The sequence below is a fragment of the Nocardia sp. NPDC047654 genome (assembly GCF_043205035.1).
GTDB lineage: Bacteria > Actinomycetota > Actinomycetes > Mycobacteriales > Mycobacteriaceae > Nocardia.
In genome coordinates this window covers 59,052-72,591 of record NZ_JBIDDF010000018.1, presented here as the reverse complement: position 1 = coordinate 72,591, position 13,540 = coordinate 59,052, and the positions used below count along the sequence as shown (strand labels likewise).

General features: G+C 70.6%; 14 protein-coding genes. 8 read left to right on the top strand and 6 right to left on the bottom strand.

Translation table 11 applies throughout. The features are described 5' to 3' along the window. Nucleotides 1–75 precede the first annotated feature (75 nt). The 3 genes from ACGF7Y_RS31400 to ACGF7Y_RS31390 all read left to right on the top strand — a co-directional run bounded on the left by ACGF7Y_RS31400 (nucleotide 76) and on the right by ACGF7Y_RS31390 (nucleotide 2,621). Nucleotides 76–1,224, top strand: a complete 1,149-nt coding sequence (locus tag ACGF7Y_RS31400; protein ID WP_393240198.1) for a DUF5925 domain-containing protein — start codon at nucleotides 76–78, stop codon at nucleotides 1,222–1,224. A gap of 129 nt (nucleotides 1,225–1,353) precedes the next feature. Next, complete coding sequence (locus tag ACGF7Y_RS31395) at nucleotides 1,354–2,151, top strand: hypothetical protein (protein WP_393240195.1); 798 nt, start codon at nucleotides 1,354–1,356, stop codon at nucleotides 2,149–2,151. A 20-nt stretch (nucleotides 2,152–2,171) separates the two neighbouring features. Then, nucleotides 2,172–2,621, top strand: coding sequence for a nitroreductase family deazaflavin-dependent oxidoreductase (locus ACGF7Y_RS31390; protein WP_393240192.1), 450 nt, complete (start codon nucleotides 2,172–2,174; stop codon nucleotides 2,619–2,621). Nucleotides 2,622–2,626: 5 nt separating this feature from the next. On the opposite strand, the gene ACGF7Y_RS31385 is transcribed toward ACGF7Y_RS31390, so the two are convergent. Continuing rightward, complete coding sequence (locus ACGF7Y_RS31385; protein ID WP_393240319.1) at nucleotides 2,627–3,943, bottom strand: MFS transporter; 1,317 nt, start codon at nucleotides 3,941–3,943, stop codon at nucleotides 2,627–2,629. A 274-nt stretch (nucleotides 3,944–4,217) separates the two neighbouring features. On the opposite strand from ACGF7Y_RS31385, the gene ACGF7Y_RS31380 reads away from it, so the two are divergent. Together ACGF7Y_RS31380 and ACGF7Y_RS31375 are read left to right on the top strand one after the other, a co-directional pair. Then, nucleotides 4,218–5,183: an AraC family transcriptional regulator gene (locus tag ACGF7Y_RS31380; protein WP_063051752.1), complete on the top strand. Its 966-nt coding sequence runs from the start codon at nucleotides 4,218–4,220 to the stop codon at nucleotides 5,181–5,183. Nucleotides 5,184–5,388: 205 nt separating this feature from the next. Next, nucleotides 5,389–5,811 carry an acyl-CoA thioesterase gene (locus ACGF7Y_RS31375; RefSeq protein WP_393240189.1) on the top strand — a complete coding sequence of 141 codons (423 nt, stop codon included), beginning with the start codon at nucleotides 5,389–5,391 and terminating at the stop codon, nucleotides 5,809–5,811. An 8-nt stretch (nucleotides 5,812–5,819) separates the two neighbouring features. Here ACGF7Y_RS31375 and ACGF7Y_RS31370 read toward each other — a convergent pair whose 3' ends face one another. Genes ACGF7Y_RS31370 through pdhA form a run of 3 tightly spaced genes read right to left on the bottom strand, consistent with a single transcriptional unit; the run spans nucleotide 5,820 to nucleotide 9,262 of the window. Next, the gene (locus tag ACGF7Y_RS31370; protein WP_393240186.1) at nucleotides 5,820–7,139 is read right to left on the bottom strand and encodes a dihydrolipoamide acetyltransferase family protein; all 1,320 of its coding nucleotides are present in this window, start codon (nucleotides 7,137–7,139) and stop codon (nucleotides 5,820–5,822) included. 30 nt (nucleotides 7,140–7,169) lie between these two features. Next, the gene (locus tag ACGF7Y_RS31365) at nucleotides 7,170–8,153 is read right to left on the bottom strand and encodes an alpha-ketoacid dehydrogenase subunit beta (protein ID WP_040865105.1); all 984 of its coding nucleotides are present in this window, start codon (nucleotides 8,151–8,153) and stop codon (nucleotides 7,170–7,172) included. Next, entirely contained in the window at nucleotides 8,150–9,262 is a 1,113-nt protein-coding gene (gene pdhA, locus ACGF7Y_RS31360; RefSeq protein WP_393240183.1) for a pyruvate dehydrogenase (acetyl-transferring) E1 component subunit alpha, read from the bottom strand. Before pdhA ends, ACGF7Y_RS31365 begins: the two co-directional genes overlap by 4 nt. A gap of 148 nt (nucleotides 9,263–9,410) precedes the next feature. On the opposite strand from pdhA, the gene ACGF7Y_RS31355 reads away from it, so the two are divergent. Beyond that, nucleotides 9,411–9,902 (top strand): Lrp/AsnC family transcriptional regulator, encoded by a 492-nt coding sequence (locus ACGF7Y_RS31355; RefSeq protein ID WP_393240180.1) that lies wholly within the window; start codon nucleotides 9,411–9,413, stop codon nucleotides 9,900–9,902. Nucleotides 9,903–10,050: 148 nt separating this feature from the next. Continuing rightward, the gene (locus ACGF7Y_RS31350) at nucleotides 10,051–10,857 is read left to right on the top strand and encodes an SDR family oxidoreductase (protein WP_393240178.1); all 807 of its coding nucleotides are present in this window, start codon (nucleotides 10,051–10,053) and stop codon (nucleotides 10,855–10,857) included. Nucleotides 10,858–10,913: 56 nt separating this feature from the next. Here the strand turns inward: ACGF7Y_RS31350 and ACGF7Y_RS31345 are convergent, their stop codons facing one another. Continuing rightward, the gene (locus ACGF7Y_RS31345; RefSeq protein ID WP_393240175.1) at nucleotides 10,914–12,113 is read right to left on the bottom strand and encodes a benzoate/H(+) symporter BenE family transporter; all 1,200 of its coding nucleotides are present in this window, start codon (nucleotides 12,111–12,113) and stop codon (nucleotides 10,914–10,916) included. A 173-nt stretch (nucleotides 12,114–12,286) separates the two neighbouring features. Between ACGF7Y_RS31345 and ACGF7Y_RS31340 the strand changes: the two genes are divergently transcribed. After that, on the top strand, nucleotides 12,287–13,105 hold the full coding sequence (locus ACGF7Y_RS31340) for a sulfurtransferase (RefSeq protein ID WP_393240173.1): 819 nt from the start codon (nucleotides 12,287–12,289) through the stop codon (nucleotides 13,103–13,105). An 18-nt stretch (nucleotides 13,106–13,123) separates the two neighbouring features. Here ACGF7Y_RS31340 and ACGF7Y_RS31335 read toward each other — a convergent pair whose 3' ends face one another. After that, nucleotides 13,124–13,486: a hypothetical protein gene (locus ACGF7Y_RS31335; protein ID WP_040865109.1), complete on the bottom strand. Its 363-nt coding sequence runs from the start codon at nucleotides 13,484–13,486 to the stop codon at nucleotides 13,124–13,126. Nucleotides 13,487–13,540: the final 54 nt, after the last annotated feature.

Below are 13,540 nucleotides of genomic sequence, written 5' to 3'. Positions count from 1 at the left end.
CTGCACCCTTCCGGTGCAGGGGCGCTTTCGTAATTCGATGGACATCGCGGCAGGCCGCCCCGGATCATTCTCCGGGTGTCCGCACGTCATGAGCCTCTTCGGTTGATCGGTCCCGGGGAGCCCTCGGCCGATCCCGCCGAGCGGCTGCCGTGGACCGTCGTAGTCGATTCCACGTACTCGATCCGCGACGCGATCGATGCCCTCGCGCTCGGTCCGTTCCTGCGCGGCGATCACCCGTGCGCGCGCACCGCGCATCTGGAGCGGGTGCGGCCGGAAGCGCCGCTGCGTCCCGGCCGTGGCCGCGTAATGCGCACGGTGCGCGACAACGACAGCGGGGCGACGCTGGTGGTGGGTCCCGGCTGGTCGCTGCGGTCGGTGCGCTGGTCGGGCGGTTCGGCGATGGTCGAGGTCACCGCTGTCAGCGAGACGCTCGCGGACGAGCTGCTCGCCGAGGCCATCCGGGACGCGGCGGCGCCGCCGGAGGTGGGCGACACCGTGGAGATGGGCTTCTGGCACATGAACACCCACGGCCCGCAGCGGCGTGCGCGCTCGATCTCGGCGCCCGAGTGGTCGTCGATCCGCGGTAACTACACGGGCGAGGTCGCCACCGCGATGGATCGCCTGATGTCGCTCACCGCCGCCGACGTCCGCGGCCGCCTGGTGCTGCTGCACGGACCTCCCGGTACGGGAAAGACCACGGCGCTGCGCGCGCTGGCGCGCGCCTGGGGCGCCTGGTGCCAATTCGATTGCGTGCTCGATCCCGAGGTGATGTTCGGTAAGCCCGGCTATCTGATGGACGTGGCCGCGGGCGTCGACAATGCCGACGAGGGCGCGCCCCGCTGGCGGATGCTGGTCCTGGAAGACTGCGACGAGCTGATCCGTGGCGAAGCCAAGGAGGCGGCAGGGCAGGGACTCTCGCGGCTGTTGAACCTGACCGACGGCATGCTCGGCCAGGGCCGGGACGTGCTCGTCGCCATCACCACCAACGAGGACTTGTCGCGCCTGCACCCGGCGGTGACGCGGCCGGGCCGGTGCCTGGCGCGGATCGAGATCGGGCGGCTGTCCGGCGTGGAGGCGGCGGCCTGGCTGGACCGGGAGCAGCGGTGCGAGGCAGGCGCTTATCCGGACGGCGCGACCTTGGCCGAGCTCGTGGCGGTGCGCGACGGCGAGGCCAGGATTGATGCCGTAGCGCGGGATGCGGTCAATCCGGGACTGTATCTGTGAGAACTGGCGTGCGCCGAAGTCGTTGCGGCGGTTCACCGGTCCGGCGGGGCTCGCGGTGATCGGCTAGATTCCATGGGTTCGCCCGTCGCCTGCGCGCACGGAACCACGCGAGACCCGGGGAGGGGATCCATGACGACACCACCGAACCATCCGCAGCCAGGGCAGCCCGGCTATCCACCACCAGGGCAGCCCGGTTACCCACCGCCGGGGCAGCCCGGTTATCCCCAGCAACCGGCCGGTGCGCCGCAAGGCTTTCCGGGCCAGCCGGGCCAGCCGGGCCAGCCACAGGGCTACCCGCAGCCCGGCTACTCCGGTCAGCCGCAGCCGGGTTATCCGCCACAGGGAGGGTTCCCGCAGCAGCCGGGCTACCCCGGTGGAGGTTTCCCGCCGCCGGGACCGCCACCGCAGCAGAATCGGAGCGGCGGTGGCGGAGTGGGCAAGATCCTCGCCGTGTTGGGTGTGGTCGTGGTGATCGGCCTGCTGGTCATCGGCGGTCGCACCGTGTTTCGTTCGGACGGTGAGAAGATCGATATCGGTCAGTGCGCGAAGCTGTCGGGTACCACCGTCAAAGCGGAGTTCGAAACCAAGGAATGCTCCGATGCCGAAGCCAATTACGTGGTGGCGCAACGGCTCGACGGCGCGAACGCGGACTGCGCCACCAAGGACTACGCCAGCTACTACCAGACCGGCAGCAACGAATACACGCTGTGCCTGCGGCTGAACGTCAAGGAAGGCGACTGCATCGACGGCGGTTTCCTCGGCGCCAGCACCAAGGTGGCCTGTGGGTCGACGGCGGACTTCAAGATCGGCCGGATCGTGCGCGGCACCGCGGACAAATCCGCGTGCGGGGCGAAGGCGACCGAGAACGACACGATCGTCTACCCCAAGCCCGAGCCGATCACGCTGTGCCTGGTACCACCCAAGTAGTGCACGGCCGGCCTGAAACGATGACGAGCATCGGCGCGCGGCTGCTGCGGACGAGATGGTTTGTGCGCGCGCCGATCACGATTTTCCGCGCCCGGCTCGGAGTCTTGTTCGGAGGGCGGCTCCTGCTGCTGGAGCACATCGGCCGCAGCTCGGGCCGTCCACGCTATGTGGTGCTCGAGACGGTCGCGCGGCCGAGTCGAGACCGCGTGGTGATCGCGTCCGGATTCGGTGCGCAGGCGCAGTGGTTCCGCAATCTCACCGCCGATCCGCGCTGTCGTGTGAGTATCGGCGCGCGCTACAGGGTCGCGGCGGTGTCCCGGGTGCTGCGCCCGGACGAGTCCGCCGTCGTCCTCGACGACTACCGGCGCATCCACCCGCGGTCATACCGGAATCTGGGCCGGATAGTGGAGGAAGCCACGGGCACGGGCATCGAGGCGGTGCCGATGGTCGAGCTGGCGTTGAGTCCGTGAGCCGGTCACTGCGCGCGCGGCGTCGCGACGACGTTCGCGTACCGGCAGCACAGCAGTATGGCGACCATCGGCACGACCATCGCCGTGGTCAGTGACATCACGGCGGTGAGCCAGCCGATGACCGTGGGACCGGCGAGCAGTCCGAGATAACCGATGCTGAATACCCGCGACATGTCGGTGGCGGCCCTGGTGGAGCCGAGATTCCCCGCCGCGGTGAAGATCTGCGGAATCCCGCCCGCGAGTCCGAGCCCGGCCATGGTCCAGCCCAGCAGTGTCAGCGGAATCCACGGCGAGACGACGATCACCGCCAGGCCGGCGGCCGCGATGAGCGAGCCGTAGCGCACCACCGCGACCCGGCCGAAGACGTGGCTGACCCGGTCGGCGCCGAAACGCCCGATCGTCATCGTGGCGGAGAAGGCGCCGAAGGCCAGCGCCGCGGTCGCCGCGTCGGCGCCGAGATGCTCACGCAGCTGCAACGCGCTCCAGTCGGCGGCCACGCCTTCGGCCAGCAGCAACGCGAAGGCGATCGCGGCCAGCGCGAATACCTTTCGGCCGTGATCGCCGGTCATCCGGTCACGGCCGGGCTGATCCGGCGGCGGCGCGGCGTCAGGGCCGATCGGCATGACGTCGTGCCGGGACGAAGCGCTGTCGTGCGCTGTCGAGTCGTGGTGTGACGGTGTGTCGTCACGGTCGGTCGCGTGCACGGTCGCGAGGCCGGGGTGCGCCGCCGCTTCCGCGCTGTGCCTGGCTTCCCGCAGCAACCGCGGCACCAGGGTGAGGGTCAGCGCGACGCAGCTCGCCGCGGCCAGGACCAGCGTCACCCGGACATCCCAGCCCGCCCGCAGCGTGGCGGCGCCGAGCAGTGAACCGAGCAGGCCGCCGCCGGAGAACAGCGCGTGGAAAGCGGCCATGATCGGACGCCGGTAGGCCCGTTCCACCAGCACCGCTTGGGTATTCATCGACACGTCCAGCGCGCCGTTGCCGAAACCGAAACAGGACAGGGCGACTGCCAGGGTGAACGGTCCGGTGGCGAGGCCGGGGCCGACCACCGCCACCGACGCGATGCACGCGGCCGTGCCGACCAGCGTCCTGCTGCCGAACCGATCGGCGAGCGGACCCGCCAGCCGCATTCCGGCGATGCCCGCACCGGACATCAGCAGGATGAACATGCCCAGCATGGATTTGGAGACGCCCGTGCGGTCGGTGATGACCGGGATGTGCACCACCCACATGGCGAGCAGGAAGCCGTTCAACGCGAAGACCGTGAACACCGCGGCGCGCGCGACGCGGATCGGACGATCGACCGTCGGGCTCAACACCATTTCGACGGTACCGACGGATCGTCCGATCTGGCCAGCCCCGCCCGCGGCGGCGGTCCAGGGCATCGTTGACCTGGTCGTGCGACCTTGCGTGACGCTCGGCTCTGCGCGCCACGTCCGCGAGCGGGTCTGTTTATGTTTTCAACGTCTCGAGAGGCCGCGACATTCCGGATTTCCGCTGACGGTTCTCTTCGCCACCGCGCGGGCACGCCGTCGCGGTAGAGACGCATCTTGGCTCGGCGGCGCATAAACATGCGCAATCGTCTACTCTGGACATGTGGATGCGCTCGCAAGTCTGCTCGAAGGCCCCCGCGCCCGCGGCGCGTTCCTGATGTGTTCGCTGCTGAATCCGCCGTGGTCGCTGCGCATCCAGGACGAGGCCCCGCTGACCGTGTTGTCGATGATCCGCGGTGGCGCGTGGATCGTCACCGACGAGGGCGCGCCGCGGCAGCTGGGCGCGGGCGACGTCGCGATCTTCCGCGGGCCCGCGCCGTACACGGTGGCCGACGACCCGGCGACCGAACCGCAGATCGTCATCCATCCCGGTCAGGTGACGAAGACGCCGCAGGGTGAGATCCTCTGCGAGACACTCAGCCTGGGGGTTCGGCAGTGGGGGACCGACCCGGACGGGGCGACCCTGATGGTCACCGGAACCTACGAGTCCGCGGGCGCGGCAGGCCAGCGCCTGCTGCGCGCGCTCCCGTCGGTGCTGGTGTTGCGGCGCGGCGAGTTCGACAGCCGGGTGTTGGACATCCTGGTCGACGAGGTGGCCAAGGACGAGCCCGCGCAGAGCGCGGTGCTGGATCGCCTGCTGGACCTGGTGCTGATCGCCGCGCTGCGCGCCTGGTTCGCCCGCAACGACGCGCCCGCCTGGTACCACGCCTACGGTGACCCGCTGGTCGGCAAGGCCCTGCGCCTGCTCCAGCACAATCCGGCGCATGGCTGGACGGTCGCGGGCCTGGCCGAGGCGGTGGGTGTGTCGCGGGCCGCGCTGGCGCGCCGGTTCACCGATCTGGTGGGCGAGCCGCCGATGGCGTTCCTCACCGAATGGCGGCTGGCGCTGGCCGCCGACCTGCTCCAAGAATCGGACGCCACCATCGAGGCCATCGCCCGCCAGGTCGGGTACGGCAGCGCCTTCGCGCTGAGCACGGCGTTCAAACGGCACTTCGGCGTCTCTCCGCGCGACCACCGGCACAGCCGTGTGCGGTCGGGCCCGGAGGAGGGAGCGCGCGTAGCCACGTAGGGTCCCGCACGCGGCGCGATGGATTCAGCCGTGTGCGGTCGGGCCCGGAGGAGGGAGCGCGCGTAGCCACGTAGGGTCCCGCACGCGGCGCGATGGATACCGCCGTGTGCGGTCGGGCCCGGAGGAGGGAGCGCGCGTAGCCACGTAGGGTCCCGCACGCGGCGCGATGGATACCGCATCGTCCTCCTGAGCTATCGTCGGCCGGGTGACGCAGCAGTATCCGGTGCTCTGGCCGGTGCCGACCCGGTGGGCCGACAACGACCACTACGGGCACGTGAACAACGTGACCTATTACTCGTACTTCGACACCGCGGTCAACGCGTGGTTGATGCACGCCACCGGAACCGACATCCGCGAACTGCCCGCGCTCGGCGTGGTGGCGCAGACCTCCTGCCAGTACCAAGGCTCGATCAGCTTCCCGGACCAGTTGCAGGTCGGCTTGCGCGTCTCCCGGCTCGGCCGCTCCAGCATCACCTACGATCTGGCCATCTTCCGGGAGGCCGACGGCGGGCTGGAACTGTCCGCCACCGGTGTCTTCGTGCACGTCTACGTGGATGCCGAGACCCGCAAACCGGTCGAGATCCCGGAGGTCATCCGCACCGCCGCGACGGCGCTCGTCACCGACTGAACGCCGGGTCACGCCCGGCCGAGCAGGGTGAGCGGGTCCTCCAGGAATCCCGCGGTGGTGGCCAGGAAGCGGGCCGCCTGCTCGCCGTCGATCATGCGGTGGTCGAAGCCGACGCCGAGGGTGGTCACCCACCTGACCGCGATCTCGTCGCGTACGACCCACGGCCGCTTGCGGATCGAACCGAGACACAGGATCGCGGACTCGCCCGGGTTGACCAGCGGGACGCCGGTGTCCACGCCGAAGACGCCGATGTTGGTGATGGTGAACGTGCCGCCGCGCAGTTCGGCGGTCGTCGCGCCGCCCGCGCGTGCGGTCTCGGCCAGCCAGGCGATCTCGCGGGCCAGGTCGCGCAGGCTCAGCGTTTGCGCCTCTTTGATGTTCGGGACCAGCAGGCCGCGCTCGGTGGCCACCGCGATGCCCAGGTTGACGTAGTGCTTGGTGACGATCTCCCCAGCGGCCTCGTCCCAGCAGACGTTCATGCCGGGAAAGTCCGCGAGCGCGGCCAGTGCCGCCTTGGCGACCAGCGCCAGCGGCGTCAAAGTCAGGCCCGCGAAGGATTTCGTGCTGCGCAGATGATCGAGGAGTTCCATCGACGCGGTGCAGTCTACGGTGACGAACGCGGCGGCCTGCGGAATGGTGCGCGCGCTGTTCGACATCGCCGTCGCGGTGCGCTTACGAATGCCGCTGATCGGAGTGCGTTCCTCGCGCACGGACGGGCGGACCGCCTCGCTGTCCGCGCCGGGCACGGCGGCCGGAGCGGCCGGATGGGGCTGTGAGACGGGCACCGCGCCGCGCACGTCCTCGACGGTGACCGCGCCGCCCGGCCCGGAACCCGCGATGAACCACAGATCCAAGCCGAGTTCGCGCGCCAGCTTTCGCGCGGCGGGTGTCGCTGCCGCGTTGCCCGGTCGTCGCGGCTCGGTGTCCGCCTCGCCGGGCGGTGAAACGCTGTCCGAGGGCGGCCCGACGGGACGCCGCCGCGACGTCGCTTCCGCTTCGGGGCCGTAGCCGACCAGGACGGAAGTGCGGCCCGTGTCGCTCGCCGCGTCGTCCGCTCCGGCTGCCCGCACGCGAATGAGCGGCGCGCCGACCGCGACGGTGTCACCCGGCCGCGCCAGCAATTCGACCACCCGACCGGCGAACGGCGACGGCAACGAGACGACCGCCTTGGCCGTCTCCACGTCGGCGATCGTCTGGTTCAACTCGACGACGTCGCCCACGGCCACCGCCCACGACACCAGTTCGGCGTCGGCAAGGCCTTCCCCGAGGTCCGGCAGCCGGAACTCCAGCACGGACGACGGAAGGTCCTGGCGGGCAGGGTTTTCCACGCGGCACCTCTCACTACGGCGAACCCCGCCTCACGCGGCGAGGGAGCGGTCGACCGCGTCGAGAATGCGGTCGGGATCGGGCAGATGGTGCTTCTCGAGCTTAGCCGGGGGGTAGGGGATGTCGAATCCGCCGACGCGCAGCACGGGCGCTTCCAGGTGGTAGAAGCAGCGTTCGGTGATCCGCGCGGCGATCTCGGCGCCGAGCCCGGCGAATACCGGCGCCTCGTGCGTGACGATCAGCCGCCCCGTCTTGGCGACCGACTCCTCGATGGTGTCGAAGTCGATCGGTGACAGGCTGCGCAGGTCGATCACCTCGAGCGAGTGGCCTTCTCGCGCGGCGATTCCCGCGGCCGACAGCGCGGTGGCCACGGTCCCGCCGTAGGCGACGACGGTAGCGTCCGATCCCGTGGCGCACACGCGCGCGCGATCCAGCGGCAGGCCGCCGTCGCGGTCGAGTGCGGCGAAGTCGACGTCGGCCTTGTCCCAGTACCTGCGCTTGGGCTCGAAGAAGATGACCGGATCGTCCAGTGCGATCGCCCGGCGGATCATCGCGTACGCGTCGGCCGGGTTGCTCGGTGTCACCACGCGCAACCCGGCAGTATGCGCGAAATAGGCCTCTGGTGATTCGGAGTGGTGCTCCACCGAACCGATGCCGCCGCCGAACGGGATGCGAATCGTCAAGGGAGCGTGCACTTTTCCCTGCGTTCGATAGTTGATCTTGGCGACGTGCGAGACGATCTGGTCGAAGGCGGGATAGACGAAACCGTCGAACTGGATCTCGCACACCGGCCGGTATCCGCGCAGCGCCATGCCGAAAGCCGTTCCGATGATGCCGGATTCGGCCAGCGGCGTATCGATGACGCGGTTGTCGCCGAAGTCCTTCTGCAACGTGTCGGTCACCCGGAACACCCCGCCGAGGCGGCCGATGTCCTCGCCCATCAGCAGGACCTTCGGATCGTCCTCCAGCGCGCGGCGCAAGCCGGTGTTGAGCGCGGCGGCGAAGGTGGTGATCATCGCGGGACTCCTTCTCCTCGGGCGGAGGCCCCGCCGGGATCGCCGGCCAGGTACTCCGTGTACGCCCTCCGCTGTTCGGTGATCAGCGGATGCGGGGTGGTGTAGACGTGCTCGAACAGCTCGCTCGGCGCGGGATCGGGTGTGTCGATGGTCGCGGCGCGCACCGCTCGGGCCACCGCGTCCGACCGCTCGGCGACCCGGCTCGCGAACGCGTCGTTCCAGTGGCCCTCGCACTCGAGCAGCCTGCGCATCCGGTCGATCGGATCGCGCCGCGCCCACTGCTCGGTCTCGGCGGCCGAGCGGTAACGGGTGGGATCGTCCGCCGTGGTGTGCGGACCCATCCGGTAGGTGAGTGCCTCGATGAACGACGGGCCGCCACCGGAGCGCGCCCTGGCCACCGCCTGCCTGGTGACGGCGAGTACGGCGAGCACGTCGTTGCCGTCGACCTGCCTGCCCGGCATGCCGTAGCCGTAGGCGCGGCGGGCGATCGGCGTCGCGCTCTGCACCCGCACCGGGGCACTGATCGCCCACTGGTTGTTCTGGCAGAAGAACACGACGGGTGCGCTCCAGGTCGCGGCGAACCCGAGCGCTTCGGCCAGATCGCCCTGGCTGCTGGCGCCGTCGCCGAAGTAGGCGATGGTGGCTATCTCGGCGCCGTCCAGGTGCGCCGCGAACGCGTAACCGGTCGCGTGCAGGCCCTGGGAGCCGACCACGATATTGGGGTTGGTCATGTTCACCGCGTGCGGATCCCAGCAATGGTGGGCTACGCCGCGCCACAGGCGGGTGAGATCGGTGGGCGGCACGCCTCGGCAGTAGGCCACCGCCGTCTCCCGATAGCTGGAGAAGACGTAGTCGTCGGGACGCAGCGCGTGCGCGGAGCCGACCTGGGCGGCCTCCTGTCCGAGCATGGGCGCCCACAGGCCGAGCTGGCCTTGGCGTTGCAGCGTGGTGGCCTCGACGTCGATCCGGCGCGCGACCACCATGTCCTCGTACAGCGCCCGCAACTCGTCGGGCCCGACGTCGGCGACGAGCGCCGCGTGCTCGCGATCGAGGACGCGGCGGCCGTCCGGCTGCACCAACTGCACCGGAAGCTCAGGCTTGCCCGGCATGGTGTTCGCCTCCTCACCAGGTGGTCGACACATCGCTGATGTGTCCTACCTCACAGCATCCCCCTAGATGCGAACTGCGCAAGTGGCCGACCGGTCGATGAGCAGAATGCTCAATTGCGATCGGCGGCCGGATGTCATACTGCGTGGTATGACCAGAGAAAACGCCGGCGTGAGCCTGGACGCCACCGACGCCAGGCTGTTACTGGAACTGGTCGCCAACCCCCGGGCGACGGGCGTGGAGCTGGCCGCGCGGCTCGGCCTGTCCCGCAACACCGTGCAGGCCCGGTTGTCCCGCTGGGAGGCCGGGGCCGTGCTGGGCAGCTTCGAGCGGCGCGTCGAGCCCCGCGCGCTCGGCTATCCGCTGGCGGCGTTCGTCGCGGTCGTCGTCGACCAGCACCGCCTCGACTCCGTGGTGGACGAACTCGCCGAGGTGCCCGAGGTGACCGAGGTGTGCGGCATGACCGGGCTCACCGATCTCACGGTGCGGGTGGTCGCCAGGGACGCCGACGACTTGTATCGCATCGCCGGACAGATCCTCAAGATCCCCGGCGTCGAGCGGACCAACATGGCGCTGGTGATGCGCGAACTGGTGGGCCCGCGCACCGCTCCGCTGCTGGACCGCCTGGCGAATTCCAGCTGAGGCCCTCGACTGATCGCGGTTCGCCGAGAATCCGGTGTCGGCAGCGTCGTGCCGCCGCGCGTCTTTCGCCACCGCGCATCCGCAGGTAGGCAGGTGGCCGCCGGCTTTCAGGCAGGGGTCCGGTGTGACGCCCCGTTAAGGTGCGGGGATGGAGATTTCGGGCAAAGTTGCCATTGTCACGGGGGCGGGCGCGGGGATCGGAGCGGCATTGGCCGCCAGGCTCGTCGCCGCCGGTGCGCGCGTGGTGCTCGCCGACCTCGACGAGGCGAGTGCGGCGCGGGTCGCGGAGCCTCTGGGGCCGGGCGCGGTCGCGGTCGGCGGGGATGTGGCCCAGGAGGTGGTGATCCGCACGCTGATCGAGCGCGCCGAGAGGGAGTTCGGTCCGGTCGACGCGTACTTCGCGAACGCGGGCATCGGTGGGGGCGCGGGCCTGGACAGCACCGACGAGCAGTGGGCGGCCGCGCTGGAGGTCAACGTTCTGGCCCACGTGCGCGCCGCGCGGCTGCTGGTGCCCGGATGGCTGGCGCGGGGCGGCGGTTACTTCGTCGCCACCGCGTCGGCGGCGGGATTGCTCACCCAGCTCGGATCGGCGCCCTACGCGGTGTCCAAGCACGCGGCCGTCGGTTTCGCGGAGTGGCTTTCGGTCACCTACGGCGACCGCGGGGTCCGGGTGAGCTGCGTGTGCCCGATGGGCGTGGACACGCGGCTGCTGCACGGCGGCCTCGTTCCGCCGGAGCACGCCGCCGAGGCGGAACTCGCGGTGAAGGCCGTCACCAGCGCGGGCGCGGTGCTGTCCCCGGAGGAGGTCGCCGAGATCGTGCTCGCCGGGGTGGCCGACGAGCGCTTCTTGATCCTCCCGCATCCCGAGGTGCTGAAGATGTACCGCCACAAGGGTTCCGACTACGATCGCTGGCTCGACGGAATGCGCCGCTTCCAGGCCGCGCTCACCGAGTAGCGCGCCTCGACCGAGTAGCGCGGCGCGTGCGACCGGCGTCCGCAGGGTTTGCGTAGCTAGCGCAGCACCTTTCGCACGATCAACCCCGCGAGCAACGCCCAGAAGGCGGCGCCGATGCCGGCGAAGCCGACCCCGGAGGCGGCGATCAGGAAGGTCACGACGCCCGCCTCGCGGTGCTCGGAGCGCAGTGCCGCCCCGAGGGCCGCGCCCAGGGTGGCCAGCAGCGCGAGACCGGCGACGGTTTCCAGCGTGCCCGCCGGAGCGGTCGCGATCAGCGTGACCAGCGCGGCCGAGCCCAGTGCGAGCAGCAGATACGACGCGCCCGCGGTGAACGCGGCGATCCAGCGCCGCTTCGGGTCCGGATGCGCCGCGGGGGCCGCCGAGAGCGCGGCGCTGATGGCGGCGAGATTGATCGCGTGCCCGCCCGCGGGCGCGCCGATCACGGTGCCGAGTCCGGTGACGGTCATCGCCGCGCGCCAGGGCACCCGGTAGTCGAAGGAGGCCAGCACCGCGGTGCCCGGGATGTTCTGCGACGCCATGGTGACGATGTAGAGCGGGATCGCGACGCCGATCAGCGCCTGCCAGCTCCAGTGCGGCAGCGTCAGTTCCAGCCGCGGCGCCATCGCGCCGACGTCGAGGTGCCGGTGCCCCGCCACGATGCTGATCGCGGCTCCGGCCGCGGCGGTCACGAAGGCGGCGATCACGGCCCACCGCTGGGCATACCGTTGCAACACCAGCCAGACCAGGATCACCGGCGCCACCACCGCCGGACTCGTCTGCACCGCCCGGACCGGAGCCAGACACAGCGGCAGCAGCACCCCGGCCAGCATGGCCTGCGCTATCTCCACGGGGATCGCCGCCACCAGCCCGCCCAGCCGCTGCCACAGTCCGGTGAGCACGATCAGCGCTCCCGCCATCACGAACGCCCCGATCGCCGCGGGCCAGCCACCTGCCACCGCGCCCGCCCCGGCCAGCAGCGCCGCGCCCGGCGTGGACCAGGCCAGCGTGATCGGCATCCGGTAGCGGTAGCTCAGCGCCATCATGCCGATCGCCAGCGTGACGCACAGCGCGAGCAGGCCCGACGCGGCTTGCGCGGGGCTCGCGCCCACCGCGGTCAACCCGCTCAGCACCACGGCGAACGAGCTGGTGAAACCGACCAGCGCGGTCACCATGCCCGCGCCGATCGCCGGCGCCGCTCCGGCCGGCGGCCGTTCGGGCGCCGGTGTCGGGGTGGCTTCGGCGGAAAGGTTCGACATCGGTCGGATATTGCCGCTGGTCACGAGGGTGTGTCGCCTGCCAGTGCCGCGAAACTGGACTGACTTGGACCGGCCGGTGGCACGCGAGGCGAGAGTACGGCGACATCGGCACATCCGGTGCGTAGGGTGGGGGAGTCGGTGCGCGAGGACGTCATTCGGGACGAGGAGCTGAGTTGAGCGCGGTACTGATCTCACCGGGAGAGCTTCGGGAAGCGTTGGCGGACAAGCGGCTTCGGCTGCTGGACGTCCGATGGGCACTGGGCGACCCGGACGGCCCGCAGCACTATCTCGACGGTCACATTCCCGGTGCGGTGTTCGTCGACCTGGAGATCGAACTGGCCGCGCCGCCGTCGCCGGCGCGCGGCAGGCATCCGCTACCGGATCTCGCGCAACTGGAGAAGTGCGCGCGCAGCTGGGGTCTGCGCCAGGGCGATCGGGTGGTCGTCTACGACGCCACCGGTGGCATGGCCGCCGCTCGCGCCTGGTGGCTGCTGCGCTGGGCGGGAGTCGCGGACGTGCGCATCCTCGACGGCGGGTTGCCCGCCTGGGTGGACGCGGGCGGCTCCGTCGCGACCGGCGCCGAGCCCGACCCGGAGCCCGGAGATGTCGAATTGAGTCCCGGCCATCTGCCCGTGATCGACGCCGACGCGGCCGCTCGCTGGAAGGGCGTACTGCTGGATGCCCGCGCGAGCGAGCGCTTCCGCGGTGACGTGGAGCCGATCGACCCCCGTGCGGGGCACATCCCCGGTGCGCTCAGCGCCCCGACCGCCGACAATCTCGACGCCGAGGGGCGCTTCCGCGCGGTACCGGAACTGCGCGACCGTTTCGCCGGGTTCGGATCCGGGCCGGTGGCCGTGTACTGCGGTTCCGGCGTCACAGCGGCGCACCAGGTGGCGGCGCTCGCCATCGTCGGTGTGGAGGCGGCGTTGTATCCCGGGTCGTGGTCGCAGTGGTCGAACGATCCGAAACGGCCGGTAGCGACAGGTAGCTGACCCGCCGCTGTAAGGCCCCTACAGCCAGGCGCGCGCCAGGAGGTCGTCGTCGGTGACCTCGCTGGCGCGCGGCGGGAACCGGGTGGCCGCGATCGACTCGATATGCGTTCCGTCGTGCCCGATCACCCACGAGCCGCCGCGCTCCTCGCATTCGGCGAGCTTGGCGAAGGTGGTGAGCAGGAACGTGATCGCCTCGCGCGGGTCGGCGGTGCGGGCCAGCCGCTGGGATTCGCCGGGACGCGACAGGTCCAGCCATACGCCGCACTGCCCGTCCAGCCGCATGCCGACGATCTTGTCGGCATGCACGAAGGTGAATTTGCGCCGTTCCCACGCGGTCGTCGGTGTGAAGCTCTGCTCGAGAACCTGGAGCAGAATTGTCATGCTGCTTCCTCCGCTTCGTTGACGCCGAGCTGCGATTATTCTGCGATGACCTGC

Excerpts from the sequence above, each read along its gene's own strand:
- ACGF7Y_RS31365 (WP_040865105.1), bottom strand. The coding sequence starts at position 8,153 with ATGATCACCACCTTCGCCGCCGCGCTCAACACCGGCTTGCGCCGCGCG.
- pdhA (WP_393240183.1), bottom strand. The coding sequence starts at position 9,262 with ATGCCGGGCAAGCCTGAGCTTCCGGTGCAGTTGGTGCAGCCGGACGGC.
- ACGF7Y_RS31335 (WP_040865109.1), bottom strand. The coding sequence starts at position 13,486 with ATGACAATTCTGCTCCAGGTTCTCGAGCAGAGCTTCACACCGACGACC.
- ACGF7Y_RS31385 (WP_393240319.1), bottom strand. The coding sequence starts at position 3,943 with ATGGTGTTGAGCCCGACGGTCGATCGTCCGATCCGCGTCGCGCGCGCC.
- ACGF7Y_RS31345 (WP_393240175.1), bottom strand. The coding sequence starts at position 12,113 with ATGTCGAACCTTTCCGCCGAAGCCACCCCGACACCGGCGCCCGAACGG.
- ACGF7Y_RS31390 (WP_393240192.1), top strand. The coding sequence starts at position 2,172 with ATGACGAGCATCGGCGCGCGGCTGCTGCGGACGAGATGGTTTGTGCGC.
- ACGF7Y_RS31395 (WP_393240195.1), top strand. The coding sequence starts at position 1,354 with ATGACGACACCACCGAACCATCCGCAGCCAGGGCAGCCCGGCTATCCA.
- ACGF7Y_RS31355 (WP_393240180.1), top strand. The coding sequence starts at position 9,411 with ATGACCAGAGAAAACGCCGGCGTGAGCCTGGACGCCACCGACGCCAGG.
- ACGF7Y_RS31350 (WP_393240178.1), top strand. The coding sequence starts at position 10,051 with ATGGAGATTTCGGGCAAAGTTGCCATTGTCACGGGGGCGGGCGCGGGG.